This is a genomic window from Mesorhizobium sp. CNPSo 4671 (assembly GCF_057784245.1).
On record NZ_JBWLUW010000006.1, the window covers coordinates 33936 to 54320 of the forward strand.

Annotated in this window: 19 protein-coding genes, 1 tRNA gene and 1 pseudogene; 14 read left to right on the forward strand and 7 right to left on the reverse strand. The window is 59.2% G+C overall.

Annotated elements, in window-relative coordinates:
• Nucleotides 1–66: 66 nt before the first annotated feature.
• The 3 genes from AC04SF_RS18215 to AC04SF_RS18225 all read right to left on the reverse strand — a co-directional run bounded on the left by AC04SF_RS18215 (nt 67) and on the right by AC04SF_RS18225 (nt 2984).
• Entirely contained in the window at nt 67–1233 is a 1167-nt protein-coding gene (locus AC04SF_RS18215; RefSeq protein WP_202350381.1) for a D-alanyl-D-alanine carboxypeptidase family protein, read from the reverse strand.
• An 83-nt stretch (nt 1234–1316) separates the two neighbouring features.
• Nucleotides 1317–2546 (reverse strand): septal ring lytic transglycosylase RlpA family protein, encoded by a 1230-nt coding sequence (locus AC04SF_RS18220; RefSeq protein ID WP_488478957.1) that lies wholly within the window; start codon nt 2544–2546, stop codon nt 1317–1319.
• A 276-nt stretch (nt 2547–2822) separates the two neighbouring features.
• Nucleotides 2823–2984 carry a hypothetical protein gene (locus AC04SF_RS18225; protein WP_488478958.1) on the reverse strand — a complete coding sequence of 54 codons (162 nt, stop codon included), beginning with the start codon at nt 2982–2984 and terminating at the stop codon, nt 2823–2825.
• 938 nt (nt 2985–3922) lie between these two features.
• Between AC04SF_RS18225 and AC04SF_RS18230 the strand changes: the two genes are divergently transcribed.
• Both AC04SF_RS18230 and AC04SF_RS18235 read left to right on the forward strand, forming a co-directional pair.
• A complete protein-coding gene (locus AC04SF_RS18230; RefSeq protein WP_096445889.1) occupies nt 3923–4114 on the forward strand; it encodes a hypothetical protein in 192 nt (63 codons plus the stop codon).
• A 797-nt stretch (nt 4115–4911) separates the two neighbouring features.
• A tRNA-Ser gene (locus tag AC04SF_RS18235) sits at nt 4912–5001 on the forward strand.
• Between the two features lie 1046 nt (nt 5002–6047).
• Here AC04SF_RS18235 and AC04SF_RS18240 read toward each other — a convergent pair.
• Together AC04SF_RS18240 and traA are read right to left on the reverse strand one after the other, a co-directional pair.
• Complete coding sequence (locus AC04SF_RS18240; RefSeq protein WP_488478959.1) at nt 6048–6725, reverse strand: outer membrane protein; 678 nt, start codon at nt 6723–6725, stop codon at nt 6048–6050.
• Between the two features lie 160 nt (nt 6726–6885).
• Nucleotides 6886–9933 carry a Ti-type conjugative transfer relaxase TraA gene (gene traA, locus AC04SF_RS18245; protein WP_488478960.1) on the reverse strand — a complete coding sequence of 1016 codons (3048 nt, stop codon included), beginning with the start codon at nt 9931–9933 and terminating at the stop codon, nt 6886–6888.
• A 172-nt stretch (nt 9934–10105) separates the two neighbouring features.
• Between traA and AC04SF_RS18250 the strand changes: the two genes are divergently transcribed.
• The 4 genes from AC04SF_RS18250 to AC04SF_RS18265 all read left to right on the forward strand — a co-directional run bounded on the left by AC04SF_RS18250 (nt 10106) and on the right by AC04SF_RS18265 (nt 11528).
• Nucleotides 10106–10432 carry a conjugal transfer protein TraD gene (locus AC04SF_RS18250; protein ID WP_488478961.1) on the forward strand — a complete coding sequence of 109 codons (327 nt, stop codon included), beginning with the start codon at nt 10106–10108 and terminating at the stop codon, nt 10430–10432.
• Between the two features lies 1 nt (nt 10433).
• Nucleotides 10434–10664, forward strand: a complete 231-nt coding sequence (locus tag AC04SF_RS18255) for a conjugal transfer protein TraD (RefSeq protein WP_488478962.1) — start codon at nt 10434–10436, stop codon at nt 10662–10664.
• Nucleotides 10665–10984: 320 nt separating this feature from the next.
• Nucleotides 10985–11203 carry a hypothetical protein gene (locus AC04SF_RS18260; RefSeq protein WP_488478963.1) on the forward strand — a complete coding sequence of 73 codons (219 nt, stop codon included), beginning with the start codon at nt 10985–10987 and terminating at the stop codon, nt 11201–11203.
• Nucleotides 11204–11306: 103 nt separating this feature from the next.
• The gene (locus AC04SF_RS18265) at nt 11307–11528 is read left to right on the forward strand and encodes a hypothetical protein (protein ID WP_488478964.1); all 222 of its coding nucleotides are present in this window, start codon (nt 11307–11309) and stop codon (nt 11526–11528) included.
• A gap of 110 nt (nt 11529–11638) precedes the next feature.
• On the opposite strand, the gene AC04SF_RS18270 is transcribed toward AC04SF_RS18265, so the two are convergent.
• On the reverse strand, nt 11639–11848 hold the full coding sequence (locus tag AC04SF_RS18270) for a hypothetical protein (protein ID WP_488478965.1): 210 nt from the start codon (nt 11846–11848) through the stop codon (nt 11639–11641).
• Nucleotides 11849–12366: 518 nt separating this feature from the next.
• On the opposite strand from AC04SF_RS18270, the gene AC04SF_RS18275 reads away from it, so the two are divergent.
• The 4 genes from AC04SF_RS18275 to AC04SF_RS18290 all read left to right on the forward strand — a co-directional run bounded on the left by AC04SF_RS18275 (nt 12367) and on the right by AC04SF_RS18290 (nt 14427).
• Complete coding sequence (locus tag AC04SF_RS18275; RefSeq protein ID WP_488478966.1) at nt 12367–12651, forward strand: hypothetical protein; 285 nt, start codon at nt 12367–12369, stop codon at nt 12649–12651.
• A 111-nt stretch (nt 12652–12762) separates the two neighbouring features.
• Nucleotides 12763–13119, forward strand: a complete 357-nt coding sequence (locus AC04SF_RS18280) for a hypothetical protein (protein ID WP_488478967.1) — start codon at nt 12763–12765, stop codon at nt 13117–13119.
• A 554-nt stretch (nt 13120–13673) separates the two neighbouring features.
• Nucleotides 13674–14117, forward strand: coding sequence for a Ros/MucR family transcriptional regulator (locus AC04SF_RS18285; protein WP_488478968.1), 444 nt, complete (start codon nt 13674–13676; stop codon nt 14115–14117).
• 97 nt (nt 14118–14214) lie between these two features.
• Nucleotides 14215–14427 carry a hypothetical protein gene (locus AC04SF_RS18290; RefSeq protein ID WP_488478969.1) on the forward strand — a complete coding sequence of 71 codons (213 nt, stop codon included), beginning with the start codon at nt 14215–14217 and terminating at the stop codon, nt 14425–14427.
• Nucleotides 14428–15225: 798 nt separating this feature from the next.
• Here AC04SF_RS18290 and AC04SF_RS18295 read toward each other — a convergent pair.
• Nucleotides 15226–15384, reverse strand: a pseudogene (locus AC04SF_RS18295) (transposase domain-containing protein); the annotation flags it as partial.
• A 1115-nt stretch (nt 15385–16499) separates the two neighbouring features.
• On the opposite strand from AC04SF_RS18295, the gene AC04SF_RS18300 reads away from it, so the two are divergent.
• The 4 genes from AC04SF_RS18300 to AC04SF_RS18315 all read left to right on the forward strand — a co-directional run bounded on the left by AC04SF_RS18300 (nt 16500) and on the right by AC04SF_RS18315 (nt 20174).
• On the forward strand, nt 16500–16940 hold the full coding sequence (locus tag AC04SF_RS18300) for a YidH family protein (protein WP_488478970.1): 441 nt from the start codon (nt 16500–16502) through the stop codon (nt 16938–16940).
• 81 nt (nt 16941–17021) lie between these two features.
• The gene (locus AC04SF_RS18305; RefSeq protein WP_488478971.1) at nt 17022–18326 is read left to right on the forward strand and encodes an alpha/beta hydrolase; all 1305 of its coding nucleotides are present in this window, start codon (nt 17022–17024) and stop codon (nt 18324–18326) included.
• Between the two features lie 152 nt (nt 18327–18478).
• Nucleotides 18479–19714: an anaerobic sulfatase maturase gene (locus AC04SF_RS18310; protein WP_488478972.1), complete on the forward strand. Its 1236-nt coding sequence runs from the start codon at nt 18479–18481 to the stop codon at nt 19712–19714.
• Nucleotides 19715–19805: 91 nt separating this feature from the next.
• Nucleotides 19806–20174 carry a hypothetical protein gene (locus AC04SF_RS18315; protein ID WP_488478973.1) on the forward strand — a complete coding sequence of 123 codons (369 nt, stop codon included), beginning with the start codon at nt 19806–19808 and terminating at the stop codon, nt 20172–20174.
• Nucleotides 20175–20385: the final 211 nt, after the last annotated feature.

Here is a 20385-nt window from a genome sequence, read left to right on the forward strand (position 1 = left end):
CTTTGTCCAGGTGGATTGTTGCGCTCTAGATAGTCCGCGTTCGGGAAAACGTCCATGCCGTCGATGCTATCGCAGCCAGCCGATCGCCAGTTCCTTGACGGCATCGAGCGCGCGCTGCGGCAAGGTGCCGACACCGATCGATTCAGCGGCGAAAAGCGGCGTCTCCTGGCTCAGCGTGTCGCCGATCCAGACGCGCAGCGCGCCCACCGGCTGGCCCTCCTCCACGGGTGCCGCGACCGGGCCGGTATAGACGATCCTCGCCGTCAGCTTGTCGCGGTTGGTGATCGGCAGGAAGATGTCGATCGGCCCTTTTGCCTTCAGCGTCACGCCGGATTTGGCGCCGCCAAAAACCTGGGCCACACCGACCACCTCGTCCTTGGCGAAGATTTCGGTCTTCTCGAAGGAGCGCGCGCCCCAGTCGAGCAGCTTCCGCGCCTCCTCGGCGCGTTCCTTGTCGTTGGCCAGCCCGTTCATCGCCATGATCACCCGCGTGCCGTTATGGCTGACCGAAGCAACAATGCCGAAGCCGGACGTCTCGCTTGCACCGACAGCCAGGCCATCGGCGCCGATGTCCATCGCCAGCAGCGGGTTGCGGTTTTTCTGCGAGATCTTGTTCCAGGTGAAATCCTTCAGGCCGTAGTAGCGATAGAAATCCGGGTAATCGCGCCATAGATGCAGGGCCAATAGCGCCAGTTCGCGCACCGTCGTCTGCTGGCCGTCGGCCGGCAGGCCGGTCGAATTGACGAAGGTCGATGTTTTCAGGCCGATCTGGCGGGCCCGTTCTGTCATTTGCGCGGCAAAATTGTCCTCGGATCCGGCCATGCCTTCGGCGATGACGATGCAGCCGTCATTGGCTGCCTGCACTGTCACGCCCTGGATCAGGTCCTCGAGCCGGATCGCCGATTTGAGCTTGGCGAACATCGTCGATGTCCCCGACGGCGCACCGCCCTTGCGCCAGGCGTTTTCGCTGACCACGAACGTGTCGTCGAGCTTGAGGCGTCCTGATTTGATGGCGTTGAAAACCACTTCCATGGTCATTAGCTTGGCCATCGAGGCTGGCGGGATCGGCTTGTCGGCATCTTTCGCGAACAGCACCGTGCCGGTGTCGGCATCGATCATGAAGGCCTGTGTGGCCTTGGTCTCGAAAAGCTGCGCGTTGGCTGGGGTGAGGCAAAGCAGCAGCAAGGCCAGTCCCAGGAAGCCGGCAAATGGCGGAAAGGCGCGCAACTGCATGAAATCTCGACCCGTTTGCCGGTTTTGGCACAGCCAAGCTATCAGGGTTTTTTCCGCCGGATCAACCGCGCGGGCAAAATAGATCAGTTGCGCACAGCCAGCGCGTCCGGAGCGCCGTGCGACCATGCCGCCTGCAGCAGTTCGTCCAGGCCGCCATGGCCATTCGGATAGAGATTAACCGCATACCAGTCATTGCCGTCGAGATCGGAACGCTGGATTTCCGTTCTGCCGAAGGGCTGAAGTGCCGTGGCCACTCGTTTGGCTTCGGCGGCGTTGTCGAACGTCCCGGCGGCGACATAGTCGGCATTGGACGGTGACGCTTGCGGATTGGACTTCTTCCACGACTGCAGGATGTCGGCCGGCGACATGCCGCTATCGTCCAGCGCGGCAAAGACGTCGGCGCGCTGCACGCGTTCATCCGCATAGGACAGCGAGGCCACCGCGAACGGCGACTGCGGCGGCAGCCCGATCTCCGGACGTTCCGGCACGATCGGTCCGAAATCGGGCAGCACCAGGTCGCCGAAAGCCGGCGCCTGCGCCGACAGGGACGGTTGCGCGGCGAACGCCTGGCCGGAATTCGTCAACTGACCGGGGAACGGCACGGCGGTGGCGCCCACCGGGACGCTTGGTGACGGCCCGTTCATGGCCACCATGACGCCGGTCGGCAGGCCATCCGACGGATCCGGAATCCGGTTGCCCGGATGGTAGGATGCCATCAAATACTGATCGTCATTGCCGTCGAGCGGCGCGCGGCCGACATATTCGACCTTGACCTTCGCGGTGCCGACCTTGTCGTAGTCGAGCATCTGCGCCGCGCGCTCCGAGACGTCGATGATGCGGCCCTCATGATACGGGCCCCGGTCGTTGACGCGCACGATGACCGAACTGCCGGTTTCGAGGTTGGTGACGCGGGCGTAACTCGGCAGCGGCATGGTCGGATGCGCGGCCGTCAGTTGCGCCGTGTCATACACTTCGCCATTGGCGGTCAGCCGGCCATGGAAGGCGTCGCCGTACCAGGAGGCCAGGCCGACCTTCGCGTAGTGCCGATCTTCCTTGGGATAGTACCACTTGCCACGAACCTGGTAGGGTTTGCCGAGTTGGTCGCGACCGCCGCCGCGCCGCATGAAGTTGACGCGCGGGCTCGCCTTCACGCCATATTCGGTCTCGGCGAAATATTCCTTGGAACGATGCTTGGGATTCACCATCGCCTTTGGCTCAGGCTGCGACGCGCAAGCCGCCAGCAAGGCAGCCGACGCAGCAAGCAGCGTAAGCGTTGAAGCGCGACGAAGACGCGGGCGCGTCGTAGCCTGCATTTTTCCCGAAATCCCCTACAGTCTCAATCAAGACGCCGTCGTTTGAACAGCAGAGGAGCCAAAGCACTCACTCGACGATATCAACGACGCCCTGAACCCCGATCCTTTGTGCACAGGAATTGTTTATCACGGTATTAATCGACTATGTTCGGAACCCGGCAAGATTGTGGCGCGAATGTGCATACTGGACCGAGGTGACGGGACAGATAGCGGAGGCTGCGCGACCTTGGCGACGGCGTTACGGGAGCGATATTCGCATCGCTGCATAGTCAAGTCCTAGCGCTTCGGCTTCGGCGTGATCTCCTCGACCCGCACCTTGTCGCCGATCTCCTTGGCCGTATCGAGCGCCTTCTGCTTGTCCTTGGTGGTCGGCACGGTCCGCCAGTGCGGCTGTTCAAAGACGCTGACGATATAGGTTGTGGCCGGCTCGTCGTTCATCGCCAGGACTTTTTGCTTTTTCCTTCATTCACAGGCTGCAATCATATTAGCATTAGTGCATATATTCGCCAGCCGGCGCGCTGTTGCTCACAAAACAGCCCGTCGGCTAGGCCCGGCGTCCTATTCACATCCCAATCTATAGGTGCCGGGCCGCATTGCTTGTGAAAGCATTGGCTAAAACCGCGCGGCCATTGCGGTGGAACCTCGGGCGCCTGCTTCCCTGAAGGTCAGAGGGGCCGGCTAGGGCTCAATGGCGTGACCCGAATCTTAAGCGAAATGACGCGGCCTTATCTCTGCCGAACAGCTTCCGATCTTAACCATAAAACAGGCAAGACTAAGGTCTTGCGCCCTGCCAGCGAAGGTCTGACGTTACCGCTTTAGTTCCGCGAATGTCCGTTGGACGTTCCATTACTTTAGCCAAGCGTGATATTGGCCATTTGGTACCGTTCACACCTTGGCGCTATCCAGCGGTAGGGGAATGGCTAGGGGGCTTGTATCGCCCCGCCCTTCTACAAGGCGGGCCGTTCGCGTTATGAGTACCCTGATTGGGAGTGGGGGCTTATGTCGCGAGATACTGTAATCTCACTATTCCCGACAGTAGCAATGGGCGTTGCTACTGTCGTGTGCATATTCTTGCAAAAGTGGTACGCGATCTCGCGGGGGCATCTCGTCCGCATATTTTTGTTGGTGACGCTGGCGACGGCTTTTCTTGAGATGCAGATAGTGACAGCTGTTACGGGGAGAGAGGATCTCCACCCTATCTTGACCCACCCCCAAACCAGCGGATGAACGCCACTTCTTTCCCGGTGGCATCGGCGGTCGCCAGGCAGCTTTCCCTGTGGCGAACCAGCTTTTGCACAAAAGTCCCATCCTATGAAACCATCGGCTCCTCCGTTCGTTTTTGAGCACCGGTTTGCGAGTGGAAGAGAAGAAGTGCTATGCCCTTGTCCGACGAGTTGCGCGATGTACCGGTCGAGTTTCATTGTCCTGTCTGTTCCTATCCGACGGTGAGAAACGGCTCCTGGCTGAAGACGATCGGCAGCTTCAAATGCGATGGCTGCGAGACAAAGGTGCGGATTGGCTACGAAGAGAAGCTCACGATTTTCGAACGTCACCTGAGAAAAGGTTAGCCGAACCGCCCGGCCATCCTGATTCAGCGAACTCGTGGTTATGCCCGAGCCACTCGATCAGCGCCTGAATATTGAGCTTGGTCCACGGTCCGCGCGCCAATGCCTTGCATTTTAGCTTAATTGAATGTGAGGTGGTCATGAAATTCCGAGCGGGGGCTCATGACCACAGACCTATTTCTGACCGCTGTCGCGGCATTCTCGATACTCGTCCCGCTGTACTTCATCCTTAAGTGAGGCGTTAGGCCGCCCGTCGGCAGCGTAGGACAAGGTCGGCCGAAACGCGCGATGGCGAGGCCGACGAAGCGTCCCGCGCGTCCTGGCGCCTTCCTGTGGTCAGCGGCAGTGTCTGGTTGCCCTGCAAAATCTGCTTGAACGCAGAAACCTCGCCGCTCCATTTGCGAAGCGGCGAGGCCCGCCCCACGGCCCCAACAGCCGGCATTGCTGACAGTGCAATTGTTGGGCCATCGGCAATTGATCCACTATGGGACAGAAGCATCGGTCGCCGCATGTTTACGCGGCCGCATCGTCCGGACCGCTCAGTTGCCTCCGTTGCGCACCAGAATGGCCAGCGCACGCTCTTCCGCGGCAAGCCGGTAGCACGGCAGTGACGCTGAACATTTATGCGCACTTGCTGCAAGGTCAGCAGGAAGGCGCCGCCGCAGTGGTTGACGCGGCCCTCAATGCCGCATTACAGGAATGAACAGCGAACCGGTCGGGAACGCCTTCGGTGCCAATCCGGTGCCAACCGCTCAAAAACGGCCGATAGCGAAAGTCCTAAGTGATTGAATAATCACAACGGAGGGATGGCCGAGCGGTTTAAGGCACCGGTCTTGAAAACCGGCGTGGGCGCAAGTTCACCGTGGGTTCGAATCCCACTCCCTCCGCCAGTTCATCAACGAAATCAATAACGTAGGGCGAATTTCAGAACTTACCCGCCAAAATGCCCATCATGCAGGATGCTATTGGTTTAGACAGCATGCGACGGCATGAGACATCCAGCCGGGTGCCATTCCCATCGTAAAACGGTATCGCGGACCCCGTTAAGATCGGTGAGCGACTAGGGGATGCCCGTCCTTGACTCCTCCCGAACTAACGCCTGCTGTGGGCGGACCGGTGGGCGTTTTCTTATTGACGATGGCCGGCGGCTTCGGCTTTCGGACCGTCGCCATTCCCTCAGTCCGTCAGCGCTTCAGGCGCGGGTAGCGGTTACCTCCCGGCGCCGACGCTACGATTCCGGGCAGCCGCATACGTATCGATTAATGCGCTGCTCACAGTGGTACTTGCCGCCATGCGGACAGCCGAAAATCAAGGAATAGATGGTCGACACCGCAGCGAGTAGGAACATCAGCGCCGCAATGCCTACAATGACCTTTCCTACTAAGCCTCTCACAGCAGTTCTATTTGTGCCTTGTGCCGACCGGAGGACGCTTAATCACAACGCCGCCGCCCGGAGGATTTGATGTGGCGCTGCAATCTTCGGTTCCGGAGGTGGACGGACACAGCCCGTGACCATCGGAGCCGCACTTTCCTGTTATCGATTCGCCTTCGCTATTTGTGCAGGTGACCTGCGTGGATCCTACATTGGGCGAGCATTTGGCGCCCGTTCCGCCAACTGAGACGTGAACACTACCATTCTTACACGCTACACCATCCCCCGCAGCATGAGCCTGGCCCGAGATGCAGAGAACCGCGAGCGTCAAAATCGCTGACGTAGAAAGAATAAAACGTTGCATGGCGTCTCTCCTAACGACGCCTCTCCGTCCCGTGGGAATGATACTCCAGGTTTGTATATTAGGTCATCCTAACGCAACGAGACTTGGTAAACGAGTTCTTTCCTAACCCGCGTGGCGGCCCAAGCCGTCATGGTGTCTCTCGCCACTAACGAAAAGCCCCGGACGATGCCGGGGCTTGATCATCGTTGATGACGGTCCGATCAGAATTTGTAGCTCACGCCAACACGAACTGCGTGGTCCCGGATCTTCATGGTTTCGATCACACCCGGGAAGGACGGCGCGAGACTTCCATTGGCGGTCCCGAAGTCCGTGTAGCGATACTCAACACGCGCGCTCCATTTGTCGGCGAACGCGTACTCCAATCCGGCACCGATGGTCCAACCAGTTTTGGTCTTCGTCCAAGACTGCAAAGTTGCCGGGTCCGGACCGCCCTCGAAGCGGAAATTGCCAAAGGCCACGCCACCGGTAACATAGGGCAAGAAGCGATCGACGGCGTAACCGACCCTAACGCGCGCGGAGCCCTGCCACCGCAAATCGGCGCTACCGGCGCTCAAATTGCCAAATGGATTGTTGAAGCTGGCTTTGACATTGGCGTATTCGATATCGCCTTCCACACCGACGACGAGCGGCGAGTCGAATTGGTGATTGTACCCAACATACAGACCACCCACGAAACCGCTCGGGGTAAAGGACCCGCTTGGGACAGGACCGTTGAAGCTGTAGCTCGTCCTCGCCCACTCATAGCCAGCCTGAGCGCCGACATAGAGCCCAGTCCAGTTGTACGTAGCGGCCACAGGTTCCTGGGTTAAAACGTCAGCCGCGAATGCGCTGCCGGTTGCTGCAACAAGAGCGGCGACCGCGAGCAGAATCGATTTCATGGCAAGCCCCTTTGCGTTCGATACGAAAACTTAGAACGAACCTCCCAATCGGAAAATGGTTTGGGTGGCCCCTGGCAGCGATTTCAATATCTTGTTGCGGATGTGTCACGCCGCGAAACATAGGAAAATTTCCCTTGGTACGTCACGTATATAATTAGGTTTAGATACCTATGCCACGCCCCCTGCCAATGCCGTGGTTGAACCCGAGTTCCACACCCAGGCGCCGGCCGGATTCGACCTGGATGCCAAGCGCCTTTTTGTGATTGGCGAGCAGCGATTCCAGTTGCGGATCGCGCTCGAGGCCCTTGGCCATGTCGGACATGGCCGAGCGCGTTGACTTGTAGCCTGACATGTCGCCGGCCTGGTATTGCAGCTGGCTTGTCCGGTGGAGCTTCTGCCAGCGTTCCACAAACCGGTCGGCCCGGCCGCCCAGATCGTTGTCCAGTCCGGTGCGGATTTCCGTCTCCAGCTGGAGAGCCAGCACGATACGATTGACGCGGCCAGCGCCAGCCTCACGGACAAGCTCGGGGTTCTTCACGTAAGCCGCTTCGGCATCGCGCCAGCCATGCGGCCGAACCTTCTCGAAAGCGTCGCGGGCATTTCTCAATTCGCGCATCTGCTCGGGACTGCCTCGGCCATCCGCGTTTCCGCTACGCAGGATCGTGTCGATCGCACGCGCGTGACGCACGAGCGCCTGGGTGCGGGCTCGGCGCATTTCCGGTTCTGGGTTCCCCGGCACAGTCGTGTCGCGCTGCGCTCCCCCAGCAAGAGCTTCTCTTCCAGGCGTGGCGCCAACATCTCCGATCTGCGCCCCAACATTCTCCCTTCCTGGACTGCGCCCACGGTCCTGGCCGGCCTCGGCGTCTGCGGGCGAGCGCAATCCGTCCAGCAGCCCGCCGATCCTGTCACGCAGCTTCTCCGGAACGATCCGGCGCACGATCTCAACCACGCGCTCGCGGAAGGTGATCCCGCGCCGTTCGGCATAGCTCTGCGCCGGATCGGACTGCTTGTAATCCGACGCCATGTCCTTGGCACGGTCGCGCGACAGCGTGCGGACGAGCCGGTCTCGTGTCGCGAAGTCGTCGCTGGCGTAATGCAGGTCCATCCCGTCTCGATGACGCGATAGGGCGACATAGCTCCCATGGGCGTCCAGGCCCTGCGTCGCTAGAACGTGGGTGCGGTCAACCGTCATGCCCTGAGCCTTGTGGATGGTCGCCGCATAGCCGTGTTCGATGTGGGCATAGTCTTTCAGGTCGAAGCGCACCGACCGGTGATCGTCAGTGCGCACGGTCATGCTCTGTCCGCTGACGTTCTCCACGATGCCAAGCGTGCCGTTCTTGACGCCGAGCCCACGCTCGTTGCGCAGGAACATGACACGGTCGCCGCTGGCGAAGTTCCGTGCACCGCGTTCCACAACCACCTGAACTTCGTCGCCGAGATCTCCGGCGGCGCGCATGCGCTCGCGCGCTGCCTGGTTGAGTGCGCGCACCTCGTCGTTTGTGTGGGTGAGAATGATCCGGCTCGCCGCAGGCTCTGCCTGCCTTTCACGATCCCAGCGCTCGACCAGGTCGCTGCGCGCATCGTCCCGCGTCGCGGCCTGGTGCACCATGCCTTGCGCTTCATATGAGCTGATCGCAGCGCCGATCCTGCCGGTTGCCAGATCGCGCGTTGCCTCACGCTGCCAGTCCTCGCGCTGGCGGCGCACGTGGCCGATTTCGACGCCGCCATGACGCTCGTGGATGGAACGGAACGCGGCGCCAGCCTCGATCGCCTGCAACTGCTGCGGATCACCGACAAGTACGACCTTTGCGCCAACGTCCGCCGCATGGGAGAGCACGCGCTCCAATTGGCGCGTGCCGACCATGCCTGCTTCGTCGATCACCAGGACATCGCCCGCGGTGAGCAGATCCCTGCCCTGTCCCCAGCCATGTTCCAAGCTGGCAATCGTGCGCGAAGCAATTCCTGATCCGCTTTCAAGAGTCTCGGCCGCAATGCCGGAGAGTGCGGCGCCTTTAACCTCATAGCCCGCTGCCGCCCATGCCCGGCGCGCAACGCCGAGCACGGCGCTCTTCCCCGTTCCGGCAAACCCGACAACGACACCAAGACCGCGGCCATCGGTAATGTGACCCAACGCATCGGACTGCTCGCCCGACAAAACAAGCCCGCGTTGCGCGGCGCGCGCCAAAGCAGCCTCGTGATGTCTCTCACTGACCGGATGACGCTCCTGTCCAGCCATCAATTCCGCCGCGCGATGCAGGCGCTGTTCGGTATCGATCATCTGCAGGGTGGTGAAGCGATCCTCACCACGTCCATCCTTGCCGAGTTCGACCAGGTCGGGTGCGTTGCCGATCGCGCCCATCACCTTCTTGAACTGCTCCATTCCGTCGCTGTGGCGATGCGAGAACTTTGCAATGTCTTTTCGGGTGAAGGTCGATTGCTGATGCGTGATGGCATCGAGCGCCACGGATGGATCGGCAATGATACGCGCACCATTGTTGCGGGCGATCTCGCGATGGAGTTCGGCTCGATCTGCTTCAATACCGGCAGCGTCAAGGCCGTTGCCCTCAATGCGTTGAGCCGGAGCACCAATCTGGGTTTGCGGCTCCAAGGCAATGCCCTGCGCTTCCAGGCTGCGATGATCGATGCGGGCGTCGATGTCGAGCTCGGCAAGCCGCTCATTGGCAAGCTCGGCCCACCGTTCGCGCCAACGCTCGACCATCTGGGTAGCATTCCAGTCGCGCACCTTCGCCCCGAAACCGTTCTCATCGACCGACCGCATGGTGAGCATGACATGGGCATGCGGTTTTGGACTGCCATCCTCTGCCCTATCCCAATGCACATTGAGATCGGCGACCATCCCTCGGCTGACGAACTCCGCCTGTACGAAGTTGCGCGCCAGTTCGATGCCTTGCACCTGGCTCAGTTCGCGCGGCAGGGCAAACTCCACCTCGCGCGCAAGCTGCGCATCCTTCCTCACCTCGAAGGCTTCGACATCATTCCACAGCCGTTCGCGGTCGCTCCAGGCTTGCGGTGCATTCTCCGGCAGCATCACCTCGGAATGGACAACCCCGCGCTTGGCCGAGAAGTCATGCGTGCGATCGATCCGCTCATCGCGCAGCCGCGAGGCCGAGCGGTAGGCCGCCGAGGCAACAGCACTCGAGCCCGCCTTGCGGCCAATGACCTTGACGTGAAGATGATAGATCGCCATCGCGACCAGATCATTTGCATGTCAAAGCGCACGTCGGCACGACGTATAAGCGCGCCCTCCCTCGAAAAATTCTCGGGATGGACCAGCCCGTCCCGGGCTGTCTCGGCAACCCTGAAGCCTTCCGGCAGGCGCTTCCCTATCATCGCCGCATCGACAACCGAAGGAGGCAACCATGCGCAAACCACGCGACTTCGACGCGGAACTGAAGGCGCTGGAAGACAAGGCGCGGGAACTCAAGACGCGAAAGGTGCAGCAGCTTGGCGAGTTAGTGATCACCACCGGCGCCGATCAACTCAGCACCGACGAACTGGCTGGTGCCCTGGTCGCAATCGCTGAAACGAAAGACACCGCAAAGCGTGAAGTATGGGCCAAGCGTGGGGTGACGTTTTTCGAGAGCCGGTCCCGGCGAGCTGCTCCGGCATCTCAGCGCAACCCACGCGGCGCTCCAGCGCAACCGGGCAGCTCGCAATCGCCGGCAAGCGGCGCGGGCTCGCAATGACATGAGCACGTGGCAGGTTGACCGTCGCAAGCGCACACGGCAGCTCATCGAACTTGGCGGTCTCGTCGTCAAGGCAGGCATCGTCGAGCTCACCAATGACGATCGCGCTACCATCTACGGCGCGCTCCTCTGGATCGCTGCGAAGCTGCAGAGCCATGAAGGCGAACAAGCACAACGATTATGGGCTGCGAAGGGTCGGCAGGCGTTCGATTCTGAACGGCGTGAAGAGTAGATGGGACCGCGAACGTAGCGATAGTCGCCGAACAGCGGGCGATGCAATGCCCGCTTCAGTGTTAAATTAGTCGTTCACACCGACGAAAGCCTTGCAAACTAGATGCGGTAGCTGCGATCGCCAACAGAACACCCAAATTGTTGTTCAAGCTCTGCCGCGTATTTTTCACATTACCAGCATCGCACCAGTGGAAGCATATGACGTCGCAAGTCGAGCGACGCTTTTTGTCCATTTAACGTGGTAGCAGGGTTGGAATCCAGTTGCTTGCACTATAGAGTAAGAGGCTAAAGACGCCGCAGCCCAAAAATAGAGAGTCCCCGATGGTCACCCTCTACATTGTCGCCGTCACTGTCCTGATGCTCGGCAGCGCCGTTTGGCGCTATCGGCAGCGGGATATGCTCGGCATGGCTGCTTCGCTCCTGGTGGCCGGCCTGGGCGGCAACATCGCGCGCAAACTTCGCCCTCGCAAGGGCGTGCCCGACGATTTCCGTGAGGGGGCTTCGGGCCGACAGGGAACGCGCGCTGGCGGGGCTCTTTGAAAACAGCGGAAACAAAAGGCGTGGCTTCCTTCTTATTTATGATGCTGTGTTTCGGCTGGCAGTCGTACGCTCGCAAGGTTCGGGTGCCGCGCGGGAGGGTGCCATGCGAGAATTACCATTCGACATCGATGCGGATGCCGTGATTGAAGTCGGCCGTTATCTGGATGATCACGCGAAGACCACCGCAGTTTCGATATATGAAGCACTCCGTGTAATCAGGCGTCGCGTCAACAATTCGCGCGTCGGCGACAGCGGTTTGGAGGAACTGATCTTACAAAGCGCCGTAACCAGAAAGCTTGCTCTCTTGTTGGATAACCACAATTAAAGGGGCGCGGGCCGGCTCAGGCGGGCGCCAGGGCCGCGCGAGGCGCTTCGGCGGTGTAGAACAGCGGCCAGACTGCACGGGCGCTGGCCGGGCTAGCTTTAGGCTTGCCATTAAGTCGAGTTCTTTCGTCGGGCGATAGTGTAGGCGAATTCTTGCCCGTCAATCTCGTCCGTCACGCGGATCCAGTCCTTCGCCCATCTTTTAAAGAAGGTCTTGTGTGCATTCATTTCCGCTGCCGCCACAGCAGGACTAGTCGCTTCGACAGCCTTTGACCTGACCACGCGATCATAGTGCATTTCCGCAACAACATAGATTGGCATGCAAACCACCCACGCTATATTTCCCCAAGAGGTAGTATTGCGTAGTGCATGATCGACCGCAAGTGGTGGGCCGCATCGGAGCCACGTCACTAACTGTGCTATGGTTCTGTTCGTGGGCAAGAAAGCAAAGCACAGCCGCGAAGAGCCAATCGACCGCGAACGTGTGGCCGAGGCTGACTTCTACGCCCGCTGATGAAGTCTTACCCGAGAGGTAGCTCTGAAGCTTCTCACAGAGGCCACCCCGTCAAAGCCGGTGATCCATCTGGTCGGCAAGGGTAAGGGCCGCTAGGCGCTACCAGCCATAGGCGAAACGAGAGAGGCCCCGGCGCTGGGTGAGGCGCCGAGGCCTTTGGTCATGTACGAACTACTTAGCATGTCCGCGTATGATGGTGCGCTAATATGCTCAACAAACGGTAAATTCAGCACGCTGAAGGCAGCGGGCTTTTTGCGTGCGCACAATGGCAGGAACGAGTCGGCCAGCGTCCGCGTTGTTCACCATCGAAACGATGGAGGTAACCGTGAGGAAGCTCATATTCGCATCCGTGCTCGCGTTTGCCACAACTGCCGCTGTCACTACACCGACGCAGGCGCAATTTCTCTTCTCGCCCTTCGGCGGCTATTACGGTGGTTTTGGTGCCTTCGGGCGCCCCTTGTATCGCCCTTATTACTACGACGACCCGTATTATGCCGACTCGTATCGCCCGTACTACCGATACCACCACCGGCATTACTATCGGTACTACCACCGGCACTACTACCACCACAGGCATCACCGCCACCACGGGCACTACTACCGCTACTGAAATAGCGCATCCTGCGGTTTTGGCCCGCTGCCTCACGGTGGCGGGCTTTTTCTCTGATAGGAACCTTACGCAGCCGTTAGCCGTTGAGCTTCACAATCAAGGAGGCTGACGATGGCCGATGACAAAAATGAAGCTGCGACACCGAGACCGTCGCAGCGCGAAGCTCAGGAAGCCTTGGAGAAGCAGGTCGCGCAGCTGAAGCGCGAGATCAACAAGATCAATCGAACGCTGTCCGAGCGCGCAGAAGAGGTCGTCGAGGAAGCAGCCGGCTGGTATGACAGCGCAACGGATCGCGCAGGACGTACAGCCCAGGCGCTCCGGACCGGGGCTCTATCTGTTTCCGGTGCCGTCCAAGACAATCCGGGTACGGTGTCGACCGTCTTCGTTCTCGGCGCCGCATTAGGTCTCCTATTGGGCCTAACCCTCAACGCTAGTGCCCCTAATCGGGATAGCTGGTTCTATAAGTGACCAAAGATCCGCCACTGAAAACGGACGCGAAGAAAACACCTGTCCGTCGTCCGGACGAGGAAGCATCGCCAGAGGCTAAACATGTCGATCCGCCACCGCGAGACGCATTGTGCGGTTTTTGCGGCGTCGTAGCTGATGGCAGCACCACTCCAGAGACTTGCCCGGTGCTCTCCCCGACGGACAGCGGGCTTTTTTGCCTATAAGCGGAACGTGATATTCAACGGCTTGTTGCTGTGACGGCTACCGTGGGAACCAGAATCTACAATAGCAGTATCAGACGCTAAGAAGACGGCCGAACATCTGGCGGGAAGCCCCGGTGACTTTCTTTTAGACAACCGCAGAAGACGTCATCAACGGAACCTGTTGAGCCGGAACATGACGTAAGCTATTTCTGGCGAGCATCGGACCTGGAACGCTTGGGCGGCGCCTGCCAAAAGCTTCCCCCGCCCAAGCAGGCACCGGCTTTAGTGCTTGCTGGGACCGCGTGGCCCCGGTTGCGCGATCGCCCGCTTATCACTAGACAGCGGTTTCTGGCGATTTTCGAGGACCAAAACATGACAGATGAATCCGACCACCCTGCCGCCGACCTCATCGATCTAACTGCAGAAATAGTCTCCGCCTACGTAAGCAAGAACCCGGTGCCGGTATCTGGCCTGCCGGATGTGATAGCATCGATTCATTCTTCTTTGTCCGGTCTTGGCACGCCGATCACGCCTGCCGTCGAGCCGCAAAAACCTGCGGTCAACCCGAAGAAGTCGGTATTCCCGGATCACATTGTGAGCCTTGAAGACGGTCGCAAATTCAAGTCGATGAAGCGCCATCTCGGCTTATTAGGAATGACGCCAGACGAGTACCGTGCCAAGTGGGGCTTAGCCCACGATTACCCAATGGTCGCTCCAAACTACGCTGCTGCACGGTCTGCGCTGGCGAAGGCTAGCGGTCTTGGCCGCAAGGCTGCTCCGATCAAAAAGGCGCCAGCGAAGCGGAAAGCCAAATAGACAGAGCTAAACAGACCAACTCACAGCGGCCCGCTATAGACCGACCCAGCAACAGGGCGCATTGTTTCGCTCTCGAGGGACTGGGAACGTTGTAACGATGGTCTACACAGTGATTTGGTACGGCAAGCAGGGCGTAGTTGAAAAGACGCCCTTCGATGCCGAGAAAGATGCCAGGGATCATGCTCAGGCGTCGTTCGCTGCTCGACAGCATGATAACGGCGTCGTGGCTGTGGAAGTTCGCAAGCCGGACGGAACAGTTGTCTTTAGCCAAGCAGGAGCCAGCCGCGGCGGGCAAGACGGCGGCGGCTGAGCCATTGCTGGGGGCTAAGCTTCTGCTCGCTGTAGCCTCTATGAAGCGCGCAATTTTACCTAACCCGCAGAAGGCGTCCAGTGTCGAGTTCATCCCCGAGATGGCGGCGGCGCTGGGGTGAGGCTTAGGAAGGCTTAGGCCTAGGTGCAGGAGGCGGCGCATTCTTGTCGGGGCAATTAGACAATTGCTCACACCGATACTGCCTATCGCCAACACCGCCATAACGTTCCACGAGTTTTGTGAATCCGTAGGCGAAGGCGGAAAGAAGCGCCAGCACAGCCACTATTCGGACGGCCATGCGACGTTATAGCAGGATCATGCCGCATCTTATTCCGCAATTCCTGAACCACCTTGGTTAAATCGTCACGCGCGCCCTTGCGGGGGTGAAGCTTGCGCGGGATGCTGCGGCCGCAGCCCAAAAAATAGAGAGTCCGCGATGGTCACCCTCTACATTGTCGGGGTCACTGTCCTGATGCTCGCCAGCTCCGTTTGGCGCTATCGGCAGCGGGATATGCTCGGCATGGCTGCTTCGCTCCTGGTAGCCGGCCTGGGCGTCTTCAGCCTCTTACTCTAGCGCCTCACCCGCGGCACGAACTCCTCAATCCGCACCTTAACTCCGTCCTGCACCATCGCCTGTTCGAGCGCCGAGTGCTCATGGCGCAATGCCGGCCCGGAGCACTGGGTTTGCCGCCGGTTGTGCTGGATTTCTGGACGTCCGCTTATCAAGCGATCGAAGATTGAAGGAGGATTATAGCCGCTCGGCTTCGTAAAGTTGGGGTTTGATCGTAACCGCTGTTCTCAGGCCACTGCCTTGAGCGGCACAGGTCTGTGGGCCCAAGGCAGCAGATCGTCGATCTGGCTTTGTGGATGGCCGGCGACGATCCGGGCGATCACGTCAGCGATGTAGGTGTGAGGCTCGACGCCGTTGAGCTTGCATGTCTCGATCAGCGAAGCGATCGTTACGCGTCGCTTTTCAGCTTTGCCTTCTTTGGTTCCTAACTCCGTTCCTAACGTCTGCGGACGATGAGCGAACGTCGATCCTTGTAGACGATCGAAGCGGATCGGGCGCCGCCGCCCCGCCGCGCAAGTCCAAATCAGCTCCTGCAGTTCAATATCTTCCCGCCGATCACCGATCGCGCGCAGCGCGGCGATGCCGGCGGCGCCTGGAGGCGGCGAAAGATAAATGGGCAGAGTGTTCTGAGACCTGCTAGTCTTTCAATGGCGCTAACCTCCGGTTTCCGGAGGAGCCGGCGACGGGGTTGGCGGCTGGGCGGCCGTCAGCCTGCCGCAATTTAGCCCTCCTTGAAAGGAGCGAGCTATGCCAAACCGATATAATGAGTTCGTGCACCTTTCGAACATCAAGTCTTTCGAAAAGAAGCTTGAGACGGAAGCAGACCCGGAAAACCGAGAGATTCTGCGGAAACTTCTAGCCGAAGAGAAAGCCGGGAAACTGCCTCACCCGGCTGACCCTCCTAAGTGCTAAATGCTGTGCTCGGCCGCTCTGATATAGCCGGGTGTCCACGATCGCCATGGTCGCCATGCATTGATGGCGTTGGCCTCAGTTCACGTGGACCACGACGTACTGACTGCCGGTCCTCTGGTAATAAGTTGCGCCGCAGTGCCAGACAGCGGTTCCGTTGACAGTGACTTTGGCACAACCGGCGGGAAGTGTTCTGACGTAAACATTCGTTCTGCGGATTGTTCGCCGTGTGGTGCGTCGCACGACACCTGCAGCACCTCTACGTGCAGCCGGCCGGCGTACCACCGCCAGTGCCTCAGATGACACCGATCGCCCGGTCACGAATGAAACCGGATCAACTTGGACAAAGGTCGCCAAAGCCAACGCCAACAGTGCGCAGTTGCGGAGAGTAATCCTCATTATTTCCTCCTTCGTGAACGGTGATGGCGACATCGCGCCGCCCGATCGGAATCTCCAGCAGCGCAACTGCAAAAGACCACGCTCGTTCAGATGGTGGCAGATGCCGATGCGGCCGCATTGATGCAAATCAATGCAATGCGGGGTGGTCTCTCTATCGTCTGCAACAACGGGACCTAACCAGGAAACCATCGCAATGCTCAGAAGCAGCCATCCTGCACCGAGCAGATTCGCAGTAAAAGTCACGGCGGACAGCCATTTCGCCTGGCTACGCACGCGAGCGAGCCTTGAGCGCACGCTGATGTCTTGCATCCGGACCGCGATCTCGTCGATCGGCTTTGGCTTCACCATCGTCCAGTTCTTCGACAGGTTGCAGCAGTTCTCCGGCGTCAAGCCCGCCCTTTTCTCGGATGCGCCATGGTACATCGGGCTGGCGCTTATCTTCTCTGGCGTTCTGGCGCTTGTTGTCTCGGTTTGGCAGTACCGGCTAGGTGTTCGCTATCTATGGAGTGACAGTTTCTTGCCTTTGGCAGGCACTACAAACGAGGGCATGCAATCCTCGGCGGTTGTGGTCGCGCTCGTCCTGATCGTAGTCGGGACGCTTGCCTTCCTGGCCGTGCTGTTTCGTCTCGTCTAGGCAATGGGCCACGTTGCTCGCTGCAGAACGGCCCCTTATCGCTCGGCTCTGTTCAGTGACTCGTGGCGTGAGGGACTTCGAATGTCGTTGCCGAGCAAATCGAGAATCGGGCGCGCTAATAGTGTCTTGTTGGCATTGGCGTTTATCGGCTTGCTATCCGCTTGCGCGACGCGCCCGACGAATGTCTTGTTGCCGGTGGCCGATACATCCCCGTCATCCAGCAAGATCGAGATGCTTGTGACAACGACGCGTCGTCGGTCCGCCAATCCGGCCGAGATGTATACGGGGGAACGCGGGAGCGCTCCATCCTTTGCGGACATAACAGTGTCGATCCCGCCCGCATCGGTCCGCAAAGTTGGGGAGGTCGCATGGCCCAAGAAGCTGCCATCGAACCCTGCGACCGATTTCGCGGTCGTGAAGGCCGAAGAATTAACACTGCAGACAGCGAAGGGATGGCTGCACGCATCTGTCAGGAAGAGCCCGGATCACAGCGTTCTGGTCTTCATCCATGGGTTCAACAATCGATTCGAAGACTCTGTTTACCGCTTTGCGCAGATCGCCAAGGATACGGGAACGGACAGCGTTCCGATCCTGGTCACGTGGCCGTCACGAGGCAGTACGCTGGCCTATGGCTACGATCGCGAAAGCACCAACTATACGCGAGATGCCCTCGAGAAGTTGTTCCAGTACCTCGCTCGCGATCCCGACATAAAAGAGGTTTCGATCCTCGCTCACTCCATGGGCAATTGGCTGGCGTTGGAATCTTTACGTCAGATGGCCATCCGCAATGGCGGCCTGCCGGCGAAGTTCAAGAATGTCATGCTGGCTGCGCCTGACGTCGATGTAGACGTGTTCCGGACTCAGATTGACGACATGGGCAAACAGCATCCGCAGTTCACCCTTTTTGTATCCCAAGACGACCGCGCTCTCAAAATCTCGCGACGGGTTTGGGGCAATATCCCTCGGCTCGGATCGATCAACCCGGAGCAGTCGCCCTATAAGGATGAGCTCGCGAGCGAGAATGTCGCCGTCATCGATCTGACCAAAGTCAAATCCGGAGACAGGTTGAACCACGGCAAGTTCGCCTCTGCGCCGCAAATCGTGCAGCTCATCGGGGCACGGTTGGCAGGCGGCCAGAGCCTGACCGATAGCCGGGTAGGTATTGGAGACACAATCGTGCAAGCGACGACCGGTGCAGCAGCTGCAGCAGGCAGCGCTGCTGGATTGGTGATAGCAGCACCCGTTACGATGGTCGATCAGGATACCCGGGAAAACTATGGTAGCGAGCTCGAATCTTTGACTGGCCCGCGTGAAAGTAAAAATAAACAAGGCAACGCAAAGCAATGCGACGCAACCGCTTCAAAAACAATATTCTGTAAAAATTAGAACCCCGAAAATCGGGTCCAGTCAGCATGGAATTGAAGCAGATCGGACGATATCGCGGAATTGGCCCTATTGACCCCAGATAGCAACGAGCGCTGATGGCTGGGCACTTATGTATTACACTCTGCTCGCGCCGTTAGAAGAGGCCCACTTAGATGGATCAAGAAACTCTCGGCTACCACTTGCTGGCCAAACCGACCGGCGCCACATGCAATCTGGATTGCAAGTACTGCTTCTTTTTGTCGAAAGACGGTCTCTACCCGAATGATCGGACCCGAATGTCCGATGAGGTATTGGAGCTTTACATCAAGCAGCGTCTTTCGCAGCGAGACGAACCGGAGATCAACATCGCCTGGCAAGGCGGCGAACCCACGATCATGGGGCTCGATTTCTTCGAGCGATCGATGGAATTGGTCGCCAAACACCGCAAGCCGGGGCAGAAGATTCAGCATACGATTCAGACCAATGGATTACTGTTGGATGACGCGTGGTGCGCCTTCCTCAAAAAGCATGACTTTCTTGTCGGATTGAGTGTCGACGGCCCGAGAGAAATGCACGACGCCTACCGGGTCGACAAGCGCGGGCGCGGCTCCTTCGACCTTGTAATGCGGGGTTGGGAGGCTTTGCGCAGACATGAGGTCGATTTCAACCTGCTGTGCACGGTTCACGCCGCCAACGCAGACCATCCACTTGAGGTCTACCGCTTTTTTCGCGACGAGATGCAGGCAAAATTCATACAGTTCATTCCGATCGTAGAGCGGGCCACACCTGAACTGTTGCCGCTCGCCAACAAAGGATGGGGCGAGCGACCGGGCGGCGAGCGGCCCCTCTACCTGCAGCGCGGCAATCTCGTCACCGAGCGCTCGGTTGGAGCGGAGCAGTTCGGACGATTCCTTTGCGAGATCTTCGACGAATGGGTGAAGCGCGACGTCGGCGAGGTGTTCGTGCAGACCTTCGACGTGGCGCTGGGGAGCTGGCTCGGGCAGCACAACTTGTGCATCTTCTCGCCCACATGCGGAAACGCCCTGGCGTTGGAGCACAACGGCGACTTGTACTCGTGCGATCATTATGTCGAGCCAGATTATCTGCTTGGCAACATCAAGCAGACGCACATGCTCGAGCTGGTGGCATCCGACAAGCAGCGGCAGTTCGGCAACGACAAGTTCGACAGCCTCCCGAACTACTGCCGAGAGTGTGAAGTCCTGTTCGCCTGTTACGGCGAGTGCCCGCGCAACCGCTTCATTACGACGCCGGATGGCGAAGCCGGGCTCAATTATCTTTGCGCCGGCTACAAGAATTTTTTCAATCACATCGATGCGCCGATGCGCACGATGGCGAAGCTGGTCAACGAAGGTCGCTACGCTGACGAGATCATGCAGGTGCAGTCATGAGGTAGGTGACCGGACCATCAATGGGAAGGCATCACACCAGGAGGCGGCACACTCTGCGATAGGGTGCCAGGCGCAACGACAGGAGGCGATCATGGGTGACCACTTGAACTTCGTGGACGGTTTGCTGGCGCGAATTGACGGGCCAATGAGCTTGCGCCTCCTGCTGCAGCCGCTGATGGCTTTGTTTTTCGCTTATCGCGACGGCAGGAAGGATGCCCAGGCTGGACGTCCCCCTTATTTCTGGTCTCTTTTCAGCGATGCGGAGCATCGCCCAGCAATGCTGCAGAGCGGCTGGAAATCGGTCGGAAAGGTCTTCCTGATCGCCATCCTCCTCGATCTGATCTTCCAGTATCTGGTCTTCCAGAATTTTCGCCCTGTCGGCGCTGTAATCGCCGGACTCGTCCTGGCGATCATTCCGTATGTGCTGCTTCGCGGGCCTGTAAACCGGCTCACTCGGTAAAGGCGACGGCGGCTCGGCTGGCGGCCACCGCAGGGGCACTTCGAACCTGATGGAGGTTTGATCTGCGTCAATGAACGCGAGCATCATCGTCTACTAATATTTGGTCTGCCCGATGATGATACCTGCCGAGAGCCACCATCGTGCAGCTTTCGGCCGCCCGAAATAATCGGACAGGGGTCGAATAGGGTGGTACGTTAGTTATGGCTAATAA